The 12436-nt window shown below is 41.6% G+C and carries 10 protein-coding genes; all 10 read left to right on the forward strand.

Features of this window, described 5'->3' with window-relative positions; all coding sequences use genetic code 11:
• The first annotated feature begins 20 nt into the window (after positions 1 to 20).
• The 10 genes from nagZ to KQI49_RS01435 all read left to right on the forward strand — a co-directional run bounded on the left by nagZ (position 21) and on the right by KQI49_RS01435 (position 12411).
• Positions 21 to 1601 (forward strand): beta-N-acetylhexosaminidase, encoded by a 1581-nt coding sequence (nagZ, locus tag KQI49_RS01390; protein WP_216486059.1) that lies wholly within the window; start codon positions 21 to 23, stop codon positions 1599 to 1601.
• Between the two features lie 141 nt (positions 1602 to 1742).
• The gene (locus KQI49_RS01395) at positions 1743 to 3350 is read left to right on the forward strand and encodes an extracellular solute-binding protein (protein WP_216486061.1); all 1608 of its coding nucleotides are present in this window, start codon (positions 1743 to 1745) and stop codon (positions 3348 to 3350) included.
• A gap of 133 nt (positions 3351 to 3483) precedes the next feature.
• The gene (locus KQI49_RS01400) at positions 3484 to 3735 is read left to right on the forward strand and encodes a hypothetical protein (RefSeq protein ID WP_216486063.1); all 252 of its coding nucleotides are present in this window, start codon (positions 3484 to 3486) and stop codon (positions 3733 to 3735) included.
• A gap of 205 nt (positions 3736 to 3940) precedes the next feature.
• Positions 3941 to 5563 (forward strand): extracellular solute-binding protein, encoded by a 1623-nt coding sequence (locus KQI49_RS01405; RefSeq protein ID WP_216486065.1) that lies wholly within the window; start codon positions 3941 to 3943, stop codon positions 5561 to 5563.
• Positions 5564 to 5632: 69 nt separating this feature from the next.
• Positions 5633 to 6580, forward strand: a complete 948-nt coding sequence (locus tag KQI49_RS01410; RefSeq protein ID WP_216486067.1) for an ABC transporter permease — start codon at positions 5633 to 5635, stop codon at positions 6578 to 6580.
• Between the two features lie 12 nt (positions 6581 to 6592).
• Positions 6593 to 7483, forward strand: a complete 891-nt coding sequence (locus KQI49_RS01415) for a carbohydrate ABC transporter permease (protein WP_216486069.1) — start codon at positions 6593 to 6595, stop codon at positions 7481 to 7483.
• Positions 7484 to 7549: 66 nt separating this feature from the next.
• Positions 7550 to 8167: a YesL family protein gene (locus KQI49_RS01420; protein ID WP_216486071.1), complete on the forward strand. Its 618-nt coding sequence runs from the start codon at positions 7550 to 7552 to the stop codon at positions 8165 to 8167.
• Positions 8168 to 8197: 30 nt separating this feature from the next.
• Entirely contained in the window at positions 8198 to 9346 is a 1149-nt protein-coding gene (locus tag KQI49_RS01425) for an exo-beta-N-acetylmuramidase NamZ family protein (RefSeq protein WP_216486073.1), read from the forward strand.
• A 10-nt stretch (positions 9347 to 9356) separates the two neighbouring features.
• Complete coding sequence (murQ, locus tag KQI49_RS01430; RefSeq protein WP_216486075.1) at positions 9357 to 10256, forward strand: N-acetylmuramic acid 6-phosphate etherase; 900 nt, start codon at positions 9357 to 9359, stop codon at positions 10254 to 10256.
• Positions 10249 to 12411: a metallophosphoesterase gene (locus KQI49_RS01435; protein WP_216486077.1), complete on the forward strand. Its 2163-nt coding sequence runs from the start codon at positions 10249 to 10251 to the stop codon at positions 12409 to 12411. The genes murQ and KQI49_RS01435 overlap by 8 nt, the downstream gene beginning before the upstream one ends.
• Positions 12412 to 12436 lie beyond the last annotated feature (25 nt).

Consider the following 12436-nt stretch of genomic DNA (forward strand, 5'->3'; position numbering starts at 1 on the left):
TAAAGAAGGGAAGAAAAGACATGTCAAAGTCTACGTTAACAAAGAAAATAGGCAAGTTAATGGTCGTCGGTTTTCCTGGAAAAAGCTTGACACCTGAAGTTAAAGAACTGATTCATACCTATCATGTCGGCGGGATTATTTTATTCAGTCGAAATGTCGGAACGCCAGAGGAAGTTTACACATTAACTCAAAGTTTACAGGAAGAGGCGAAAAGTGCTGGTTACGAGCGACCATTGTTTATTTGTGTTGACCAAGAAAATGGGGTCGTACGCCGTTTGGATGAAGGAACAACTTTGTTTCCAGGAGCGATGGCACTTGGAGCGACGGATGATCCAGAACTCGCACATGATGTCTATCATGCAACAGGTGAGGAATTGAAAGCTATGGGGATTAATTGGAATTTAGCCCCTTCATTAGACGTTAATATTAATCCAGATAATCCAGTCATCGGTGTCCGGTCATTCGGTGAATCACCGAGCAAAGTAGCTGACTTCGGACGTGCTGCCATGAAGGGAATGCAACAGGCTGGCATGATTCCGACGATAAAGCATTTTCCAGGGCATGGAGATACGAATGTCGATTCTCATCTTGACATACCTACAATCGCCCACGATATGGAGCGACTTGAGCAAGTCGAATTAAAGCCATTCAAAACATGTATTGATGCAGGTGCCGAAGTAGTCTTGGCTGCTCATGTTCATTTTCCTGCCATCGAACCTGCAAAAAATAAACCCGCAACTTTATCAAAAAATGTCTTAACTCATTTATTAAGAGAAAAATTAGGATTTAAAGGAGTTGTCACGACCGATTGTATGGAAATGGATGCGATTGCTGAAACAACCGGAACAGAACAAGGAGTTGTTGAAGCATTCAAAGCAGGCAGTGATTTTCTCATGGTTTCTCATACGATAGAACGTCAATTAGGTGCAATTAAAGCTATGGAAGCAGCGGTTGAACAAGGTGAGGTTAGTGAGAAATCTATTAATCAATCAGTTCAAAGAATTAATCAGTTATTGGATAAATATATCAGTTGGGAAAGCGTCTTAGGAAAAGACAAGGACGCCGAATTAAAAAAGGTGAGCTCTTCCGAACATCAAGAACTTTCCAGAAAAGCATATGAGAAAAGTGTAACAATCGTGCAAAATAATGATGTTTTGCCAATTAAAGCTAATGAAAATACTAAGATTCTCGTTATTCAGCCAACCGGACAGCTTCAAACAAGAGCAGAAGATGTACGTATAAACAAAGGGCTTGGTGAAGCGATTACAGAAAGCGCACCCTCGGCAGATATTGAAGTAACGGAGCTAACAGAAAGTCAGCTCGACCATTTAATTACCAAAGCTTGCGACTGTGATTACGTTATTTTTGGAACGTCAGGAATCACCCCTGAAAGTCCTTATCATGAGTTAGTAAAAGTATTACTAGCTAAAGAAGTGAAAATGATTGGTGTTGGGATGAGAAATCCGTATGACGTGAATCAATTAACAGAGGTGGATGCTTTTATAAACACATATGAGCCATCATACCCTGCATTACGGACAGCTGCCAGTGCGATCTTCGGTGAAGTTAAAGTTGGCGGAAAACTACCGGTCACGATCTAGGGAGTTGGTTCATATTTAAGGAGGTGATTTAAGCATAACAACGATGGATTTTTAAGTGGGTCAAGAAAAAGGCATAGAGAACAACAGGTTTAAAGACAGATAAGTTAACAGTTCAAAAATTAATAATTAAGGAGGTAAACGATGCGAATTAAACATATCTTTTATATTTTGGTAGCGGTTTCATTATTATTTTTAGCAGCTTGTAGTGACGATGAAGAAGCTGATGCAGGCGGAAGTGAAGAAGCGCTTGATAATTTAAATGAAGAAGGCATGCCGATTGTTGATGATCCAATAACAATAGAAGTCTTCTCGGGTCAAGCCGCCTCAACAGCTAAAGACTGGAATGATGTTCCGGTTTTAAATGAGTATGAAGACATGTCCAATATCAAAATGAACTGGAATCAGACGGCGATTGATGGGCTAGAAGAGAAAAGAAATTTAACATTGGCAAGCAATGATTTACCAGATTTATTTTATGGTGCCTACATCCCGAACTCTGATTTATATAAGTATGGGAAGCAAGGTGTATTTATTCCATTGAACGATTTAATTGATGAGTATGCACCAAATATTAAAGCCTATTTGGATGAATACCCAGAAATTAAACAAGGAATCACATTCCCAGATGGCAATATATACGCGGTCCCTCGATTAAGAGACCCTGATTCACCGACATCATTAATGGATGATAAGCCTTGGATTAATCAGGAAATTCTCGATGAAGTAGGCATGGATAACCCAGAAACAACTGATGAATTTTACGAGTATTTAAAGGCAGCTAAGGAACTATCCGTTGACGGAGAAGACGTTATTCCATTCAGCAGTGTGTCAATGGATCGTCTGTATCACTTAATTTCCGGAGCATTCGGCGTTTCCAATAAAGGAATCCTTCACCAACTGATTGATGAAGATCCTGAAACGGGAGATATGCGTTTTTACCCAATAGCCGACGAATACAAGCAAATGCTTGAATATATGAACAAGTTATACACAGAAGGATTAATTGAAGAAAATATTTATTCCATCGAAGTGGACCAGTTCCTAGCTAACGGAATTGAAGGTAAATATGCAGCCATGAACTTCTTTAATCCAATTGATTATTTCGGAGATGAGGTCGGAAGTCGCTATGTTCCAGGTAACGCGCTCGAAGGACCGAATGGCGATAAATTATTTACAGCGGTTCTCTCACCTGTTAATAGTTTAGGGCATTTTTCAATTACAAGTGAGAATGAAAATCCAGAAGCAACGATTCGCTGGATTGATCACTTCTGGAGTGATGAAGGAGCCAAAATGTTCTTCATGGGACTTGAAGGCGAAACCTACGAGGAGACAGATGATGGACCAGAATTACTTGACGAGATCACAGACAACCCAGATGGCTTAACCATTCAAGAAGCATTAGCCAAGTATATCATCAATCCAGGCGGAGGGCACCCGGTCATCGATGACCCAAGGTACTCAACAGCACCGGAATTTCAGCCTGAAGACATTGAAAACGCAGAACAAAACGCACCATATCTAATCGAAGAACCATGGCCACTCTTCTTCTATGAAGATGATGAGCAAGACAAACTCGACGCCATTGGAACAGACTTAGGAAAATACGTCAACGAAATGGAAGCGGCCTTTGTCACCGGAGAAAAAGACTTCTCCGAATGGGATGACTACGTCGAGACTATCGAAGGCATGGGCTTAGACGATTATATGGAAATTCAAGAAAAAGCATTAGAACGTTATTTAGAGAATTAAGTTTTGGTGTTGTGGTGCGCGAGTTCGCGGTGCCCCCGCTCGACCTGGGGCTGATCCCGCTCGAGTTGGGCCGGACGCCGCTCGACCTGGAGCTGATTCCGCTCGAGTTGGGCCGGACGCCGCTCGACCTGGGGTGACTCCCGCTCGAGTTGGGCCGGACGCCGCTCGACCTGGGGTGACTCCCGCTCGAGTTGGGCCGGACGCCGCTCGACCTGGAGTTGATCCCGCTCGAGTTGGGTCGGACGCCGCTCGACCTGGAGCTGATCCCGCTCGAGTTGGGCCGGACGCCGCTCGACCTGGAGCTGATCCCGCTCGAGTTGGGCTTGAAGCCGCTCGACCTGGGGTGACTCCCGCTCGAGTTGGGCCGGACGCCGCTCGACCTTGAGCTGATCCCGCTCGAGTTGGGCCGTTTTCCGCTCGAGTGAGGTGGTTTCCTGCTCGACTCAGGGGTGATCTCGCTCGAGCTGCTCATCCAGCCGCGCATTTACGCAGACTTGTCGCTCGAGGGTGCGCCACGCCGCTCGCCACCACTCCAAGCTGTCATAAAAAGTAAAATTAAATTTTAAAATAGAATTATGGGAGGGTTTGACATGAGGTTCAAAAATATAGTGTTTCTACTTTTGGCTGCTTCGTTAATTGTGATGCTGGCAGCGTGTAGTGATGATGACGAAACGGATGCAGGTGGAAGTGAAGAGGCATTAGATAATTTGAATGAAGAAGGTATGCCGATTGTTGATGAAGAGATTGAATTAGAAATTTTTGCTGGTAAGGCGGCGACAACGGCTGACGACTGGAATGATGTATTGCTTTTAAATGAATATGAAGAGATGACAAATATGAATATTACCTGGAATCAAGTGGCGGCAGACGGTTTGGATGAAAAGCGTAATCTCGCCTTAGCGAGTGGGGATTTGCCTGATGCTTTTTATGCTGCCAATATACCTGTCTCTGACATTCAAAAGTATGGGGATCAAGGTACCTTCATTCCGCTGAATGATTTGATTGAAGAATATGCTCCAAATATTTCTAAAGTACTTGACGAAAACCCGGATATTCGAAAAGGGTTGACATTCCCGGATGGTAATATTTATTCGGTGCCGACTGTCTATTCGCCTGATTTTGAATCTCTGTTAATCGGAGCTAAAGGTTGGGTGAATGGCGACTGGTTAGAACAGCTTGATATGGATAATCCGGAAACAACGGAAGAATTTTACGAGTATTTAAAAGCTGTTAAGGAAACGGATCTTAATGGCAGTGGTGAAAACGATGAAATTCCATTAAGTAGTGTTGCTGAAATGTCTCGTATTATCCACTGGATTTCTGGAGCGTTCGGCGTTCAAAACAAAGGGCAGCTTCACACATTAATCGATGAGGATCCAGATTCAGGGGATATTCGCTTTTTCCCAATTCATGAACAGTATAAAGAAATGCTTGAGTATTTAAATCGTTTATATGACGAAGGTTTAATCGAAGAAAGTATTTACTCACTTGAGGTTGACCAGCACCTTGCTAATGCAGCGGATAATTTGTACGGGGCGGTGCAGTTCTATAACCCTATTGAACTGTATGGTGAAGAAGTTGGAAGTCAATTTATTCCAGGGAATGCGCTTGAAGGACCAGATGGGACGAAAATGTATACAGGTATCACGTCGCCACTTCGTTCTTTAGGAAACTTCTTAATCACAAGTGAAAATGAAAATCCAGAAGCAACGCTAAGATGGATTGACTATTTCTGGAGTGACGAAGGATCCAAAATGTTCTTTATGGGAATTGAAGGTGTCACCTATGAAGAAACAGAAGATGGCCCAGAACTCAAAGATGAAATCACCGACAATCCGGATGGCTTAACATTAACTCAGGCGCTAGCTGAATATATTATCAATCCAGGTGGAAACCACCCTGTCATGGTCACAGACGATTACTTTACTGGTTCGGAAAATGCACCAACAGATATCGAAGCTGTTGAGGAAATTGAACCTTATTTAATCGACGAAATCTGGCCTGCTTTTACGTATACAGCTGAAGAAAATGATGATATTTCTGTACTCGAAACAGACTTAGATAAATATGTAAGTGAAATGCAAGCAGCGTTTATCACCGGTGAGAAAGACTTCTCTGAATGGGATGATTATGTTGAGCAAGTTGAGAGCATGGGACTTGATGATTATATGGAAATTCAACAAGCTGCTTTTGAACGTTACAAAGAAAATTAATCTGAAGTAGAAGTAAGGTTATTAGTGGTCGGAAGCTTCTCCGACCACTAATAAATAGGAGGTTGTTGAATGAAAACAGCAAAAGCAGATGTAAAACTACCAACTCATAAGCGTATTGAAGCCGTAAAGAAAAATCTGCAAAGAAACTGGCAAATTTATATATTTCTGCTTCCTGCGGTGATTTATTTTATCGTAATGCATTATGTACCTATGTATGGAGTACAGATTGCCTTTAAAGATTTTATTGCTACAAAAGGGATATGGGGGAGTCCTTGGAAAGGATTTGACCATTTCATACGCTTTTTTGACTCATATTATTTTTGGCGTTTACTTAAAAACACAATTATTTTAAGTGGTTATCAGTTAATATTATTCCCGTTACCGATCATTCTAGCTCTTTCACTTCATGAAGTGAAAAATGGCTGGTTTAAAAAATGGGCACAAACGTTAACTTATGCCCCGCATTTTATTTCAGTCGTTGTTGTCGTAGGTATGATTGTTATTTTTCTAGACCCGACAACAGGGTTAGTGAACCGTCTAATTGTTGCATTTGGCGGCGATCCGATTCCATTTTTAACAAGCCCGAAATGGTTTAGACATGTGTTTACATGGTCAGGTGTCTGGCAAACCCTTGGGTGGGGATCGATTATATATTTAGCCGCTCTCTCAGGAGTCAATCCTGAACTTCATGAAGCGGCAAAAGTGGATGGAGCATCCCGCATACAACGAATCCTCCACATTAACATCCCGAGTATTTTGCCAACCATCGTCGTGTTATTTATTTTAAATATTGGGAGTTTTATGACGGTAGGCTTTGAAAAAGTACTCTTGATGCAAAATGATTTAAACGTCTCGACATCAGATGTTATTCAAACGTTTGTTTATCAGACAGGACTACTTGAAGGTCAGTATAGTTTTGCGGCAGCGATAGGATTATTTGACTCAGTGATTAATATTACATTACTCGTTATGTTTAACTATTTAGCGAGAAAAGCAACTGACTCGAGTCTATGGTAAGGAGTGAGAACTATGAAGAATTTTAGTCTATCTGATAAAGCATTTGACGTTATTAATACGATCTTTTTATTAATTATTTTAGTGCTGGTCGTCTATCCGCTCATTTTTGTATTAAGTGCCTCAATAAGTGATCCGGCAGCTGTCAGTTCTGGTAAAATGTGGTTATGGCCAGTCGATATTACCTTTAAAGGGTATGAACGAGTTTTTGCGGATAATGCGATTTGGCGGGGCTATGGTAATACGATCATTTATACGGCTGTTGGAACGGCCATCCATTTATTCGTTCTATTGCCTTGTGCTTACGCGTTATCAAGAAAAGAATTGATGTTTAAAAAAGGCATTCTCTGGTTCATTTTGTTTACGATGTTATTTAACGGTGGTTTGATTCCAACGTATTTAGTCGTTAAATCATTAGGTATGTTAGATACCATGTGGGCGATTGTGATCCCAAACGTGGTTGGGGCTTGGTCGATTCTTGTGGCGCGTGCCTTTTTCCAACAAAGTATCCCTGACCAATTAGTCGAAGCTTCGAAAATTGATGGGGCATCCGATTTTTATATATTCATCCGTGTTGTGTTGCCGTTATCATTACCAATTGTTGCAGTGATGGCGCTCTTCCATGCGGTGAATTTATGGAACCAGTATTTCAATGCGTTGATTTATTTATCCGATCGGGATAAGTTTCCGTTACAGTTAATTTTAAGGGAAATATTAGTCGTTAACCAGATGCAGCTAAATGATCCGGGAGCAGGTGTCGCTGAATCCTTGGTTGATCAAGTTAAAACAGCAGGATTGATTAAATATGCTGTCATTATCGTGTCATCTCTTCCTTTGTTGCTCGTCTATCCATTTATCCAAAAATATTTCGTACAAGGTGTGTTAATTGGATCGATTAAAGAGTAAAAAGGGCCGCATTCAGACTTGAAAATGTTAAAAATACGTAGGCAACATATGTAAGGAGGGACATCAATGAGTGGATTTGTAGCTGGCTATTATCGTTTTGCCTTGTGGATTACGCGTTTCGCTTATTTAAATATATTATGGGTGCTTTTTTCAGTGGCGGGTTTATTGTTTTTTGGTATTCTGCCTGCAACGACAGCGATGTTTGCGGTGGTAAGAAAGTGGATTGATGGGGAGTCGGACATACCGATTTTTGAAACATTTTGGAAATCTTACCGAAAAGAATTTATAAAAATCAATGTGCTAGGATACAGTGTGTTCATTGTTGGCTATCTATTAACAATTGAATTTCAGATTTTACGCTCCCAAGAGCATATCGCTTATCTGATCGCAAGTTTTGGTGTTGTCGGGCTGTTTATTATTTACTTTATTATACTGTTATACCTATTTCCGATTTTCGTTCATTTTAATTTAAAGCCACTTGAGTATATCAAATGGGCGTTTGTCATTGGCATCGGTCATCCATTTTTAACACTATTTTTATTCGGTGTTATGATAGCGCTTGTGTATCTTACATTTATAACGATACCGGCCTTGTTATTTTTCTTTGGAGGAAGCATTTCCGCTTATATCCTCATGTGGGGCGCTTCGCTGACATTTTCAAAGTATGAGAGTGCAGAAGTGTGAGAATTTAAAAGTAAAGGATGTGTACCTCATTTGCGTTTAGGTTTAGATGTATTTTTAGAAAATGATTATAAAAAATATACTGGAAAGCGCATCGGCCTCGTGACAAATATGACGGGTGTCAATGAGCGACTAGTCCCGGCGATTGACTTATTTTTCGATCATCCAGATATTGAATTAACGGCGCTTTTTGGTCCTGAGCACGGCATTCGCGGGGATGCGAAAGAAGGCGAAGACGTCACGTCGTTTACGGACCCAGCAACAAATCTGCCGGTTTATAGTTTGTATGGCGAGACACGAAAGCCGACTGCAGATATGATGGAAAACGTGGACGTCATGGTGTTTGATCTTCAAGATATCGGGTCACGCTATTACACGTATATTTATACGATGGCCCATGTGATGGAAGCGTGCGCGGAATATAATAAAGAATTTGTTGTGCTTGATCGTCCTAACCCTATTTCAGGTCAACGTCTTGAAGGGAATTTGGTGGAAAAAGAAGTGCGTTCGTTTATCGGTCTTTTTCCTATCCCAAACCGACACGGGATGACGGTGGGCGAACTGGCTAAATTATTTAAACATGAATTTGGCTATAGATGTGATTTAACGGTGATTCCGATGCAAGGTTGGAAAAGGGAGATGTATTTCGATGAGACGGGACTGTTTTGGGTACCGCCATCGCCGAACACAACAACCATGGATATGATGATGTTATATCCAGGCACATGTCTAGTTGAAGGAACGAATCTATCAGAAGGACGTGGCACGACGAAACCTTTTGAATGGATTGGTGCCCCGTTTATTAACGGTCAGACGTTAGCAAAACAATTTAATGCAAAAAAAATTCCGGGAGTCCTGGCGCGTCCGATTACGTTTATCCCGACCTATCAAAAGCATGAGGGTGAATTATGTAGCGGCGTGCAACTTCATATTGAACATCGGCATAAGGTCCATGCGTTAAAAACAGGTGTAGCGCTGCTTGAAACGATTGCCAGTATGTATCCGGATGATTTTAAGTTTATTGAGAGTAAGCCTGGTAGGTATTTTATCGATTTACTCGCAGGGACCAAAGAGCTGAAACAAGCCATTTTAGACCAACAGACCAAAGAATTTTTTAAAGAATGTGAGCGACAGCTTGAGGATTTTAACAAAATACGTGAGAACTATCTCATTTATAAGTAGGTGACGGCAGATGGAGAAATTAACGACATTAAGAACGGAACAGCGGAATGAGCACACGATGAATCTAGATAATATGGGAACACTCGATATACTAAAAACGATTAATCAAGAAGATATGACCGTGGCAAAGAAGGTAGAAGACGTGCTTCCTAATATTCATCAAGCAGTTGAATTAATTTATAAATCATTACGTCGTGGTGGAAAATTATTTTATGTAGGAGCCGGGACGAGCGGTCGCATTGGTATCCTTGATGCTGTGGAATGCCCGCCGACGTTCAGCACACCACCTGATTTGGTCCAAGGCGTGATGGCTGGTGGAGATAGTGCCTTCATGCAAGCAGTTGAAGGGGCAGAGGACAATGAGAGTTTAGGTGGAGAGGAACTAAAAGAGAGAGGTTTGACTGAACTCGACGTCGTGATGGGGATCGCTGCAAGCGGCAGAACACCCTACGTCACTGGGGCTTTAAAATACGCAAAAGACATTGGCGCGTCCACCGTTAGCTTATCAAGTAACATCAACGCCAAAATTAGCGAGCATGCTGATGTGAAAATTGCTGTCGATACAGGTCCCGAAGTGCTGACAGGTTCAACGAGACTAAAAGCAGCGACCGCACATAAATTAATTTTAAATATGATTACTACGACAACAATGGTTAAAATCGGAAAAGTCTATGAAAATTTGATGGTCGATGTCAAGGTAAGTAACTATAAATTAAAAGAACGAGCGAAAAATATTATCTCAACTATTACCGACGTTTCTATGGAAGAAGCAGGCGCTGTTTTAGACAAGGCGCATCTTGAAGTGAAGCCGGCCATCGTCATGATTAAGGCTAATGTAGATTATGAAAAAGCGAAGAAACTTATCGACGCGGCAGATGGTTTCGTGAGGAAGGCGATTGCGCTTGGATAAACATCCACCCAGATTGATGCTTGACGATTTTGAGCACGGTGATCTCACAAAATACGAAACGAATCACCACTTTGTCGGGAGTTATGCGCTGAGTATAACGGAAGAACGAGCGAAAACAGGCCATAACAGTCTTAAATTAAGCTATCATTTCGGTCAGTGGACGACTGGGAACGGCGCGATGTATATACAATTTAAAGAAAGTTTACAGACTAAAACCATGCCGGAAAAATTAGCGGTATGGGTGTATGGCGATGGTCAATCTCCCTGGCTTCGCGCGACTTTACTTGATGGTGAAGGAAGCCGGAAAACTTTAAATCTGACTGAAGAAAATATTGATTGGGTCGGCTGGAAATATATCGATGTGGACATTGACCACAAGTGGAAACTACCGCTCAGATTAGAAAAAATTTATGCCGTTGAAACAGATAAATCACGGCAAGGAAATCCTAAGATTCAAGGTGATATTTATTTTGATTTAATCCAGTTCGTTTATAAAGATGATGTGGATTTAAAAGGACCTGAATTTACGAATGTTTTTCCGAAAGTGTCGGTCATTTACAACGATTCATTTACTTTTTCGGCAAAAATTTTCGACGAGATGTCAGGTGTTGATGACGAATCGATTCGAGTGAAAGTAAATGGGCAAATCGTAGAGCATTCCTATTCGAGCGGGACAGGTTTGATACAATATCAGTTAAACGATTTACGTGAGGGAGAAGTTGAAATTGAAGTCGCGGCTTATGACCAGGCAGGGAACGTCTCACAGCCTTCGATTAACAAAATCTATTCAATTGATTTAAGTCCTGATCTTGAACAACCGGTACTTTCAAATCTTACACCGAGTCATCGCGTAGTTATCCATACCGATACACCGAGAATAACGTTTAAGGTCATGGATGAAAAAAGTGGCATTGACGTGAAAGATATTAAGCTAAGGTTGGATGGTAAGATACTCGACGTCACTTATGATGAAGAAACAGGGTGGTGTTATGGGTATCCTAAAGCCCCTATTCCCGCTGGGGAGCACCGGGTGGACATCATAGTAACAGATCGAGCAGGTAATCAACTTGATCCGGTTGAGGAATGTTTTTTCACGAAGGATTCACGAGAGTCGAGCGTCGATCAATCAACAATCATCCCAGTAATCCCGGATACTCATTCACCCGATTACTTAAACTTATTGCTCAAAAATGTTGCCAAAGAGCCAGCGGACTTCGTGATTCATATGGGCGATCTCGTGGATGAGGCGACACAAGCGGAATTTCAAGAGATAAAAGACGTGCTGGCCGATCAAACCGATCAAAACAATCAAGCTTTATTGACAGTAGCCGGCAATCATGAATCTTTTCAAGGGAATCTCGCCCTTTATCAAGCCCATTTCGGTGCACCGACTTACCATCTTGAATACGGTGATTCATTAATCGTGGTGTTGAATTCAGCTTTTGAACAAAGTATAAGTGAATCGGACTCAACGCAGTTTCATTATTTGCAGCAACTTTTACGAGAAAATAAACAGAAGAACATCATTATCGCCACCCATGTTCCAGTTCAAGATGCATTCGGCACGTCCCATCAAATGGTTGAAGACGACGCCCAAAAACTGGAAGAACTATTAAACGATTATAAAAGGAACAATCAAGATGTCAGCATCACGGTGTTGTTTGGCCATTTACATGTTTTACAGTCATGGAAAAAAGGTGGCGTGACTTATATTATTAACGGAAATGGTGCTGCCAAAGGCTACGTCGCTCATGAAAAAGGTAACATCCTAGGCTACGGCATTTTGGAAATCGGACGTGCTGGAGTGAAATATAATTTCAAACCGATTGTCGAAAAACTGTTTATTCAACCTAAAAATAGCGGGGATGCAACGGGTACGGATGATTGGCCTGATAGGGATTGGGAAATGCCGCGAGGATCCACACAGCAATTTCGTGTTTTTGGCCGAGTGAATGTATTAAAATCGAATTATACAGTGGACTTCACACCTCACGATTTAATCAACATCAAGTGGCAAACAAGCGATGACAGTATTTTATCTATATCTCCTAGCGGTCTAGCGTCAGCGAAAAAGGTAGGAACCGCGACTATTACCGTGGCGTTAGTGGATGTCCAACCTAGCAAAACAGCTAAAATAACGATTGGGGTGACGTAAAAGTAAACACCCCATAAACGAAAAG

The sequence above is a fragment of the Virgibacillus sp. MSJ-26 genome, from assembly GCF_018918075.1.
Taxonomy (GTDB): domain Bacteria; phylum Bacillota; class Bacilli; order Bacillales; family Amphibacillaceae; genus MSJ-26.

Bases quoted from the DNA above. Each gene is read 5' to 3' on its own strand.
- KQI49_RS01420 (WP_216486071.1), top strand. From the start codon at position 7,550: ATGAGTGGATTTGTAGCTGGCTATTATCGTTTTGCCTTGTGGATTACG.
- KQI49_RS01405 (WP_216486065.1), top strand. From the start codon at position 3,941: ATGAGGTTCAAAAATATAGTGTTTCTACTTTTGGCTGCTTCGTTAATT.
- KQI49_RS01395 (WP_216486061.1), top strand. From the start codon at position 1,743: ATGCGAATTAAACATATCTTTTATATTTTGGTAGCGGTTTCATTATTA.
- murQ (WP_216486075.1), top strand. From the start codon at position 9,357: ATGGAGAAATTAACGACATTAAGAACGGAACAGCGGAATGAGCACACG.
- nagZ (WP_216486059.1), top strand. From the start codon at position 21: ATGTCAAAGTCTACGTTAACAAAGAAAATAGGCAAGTTAATGGTCGTC.
- KQI49_RS01415 (WP_216486069.1), top strand. From the start codon at position 6,593: ATGAAGAATTTTAGTCTATCTGATAAAGCATTTGACGTTATTAATACG.
- KQI49_RS01410 (WP_216486067.1), top strand. From the start codon at position 5,633: ATGAAAACAGCAAAAGCAGATGTAAAACTACCAACTCATAAGCGTATT.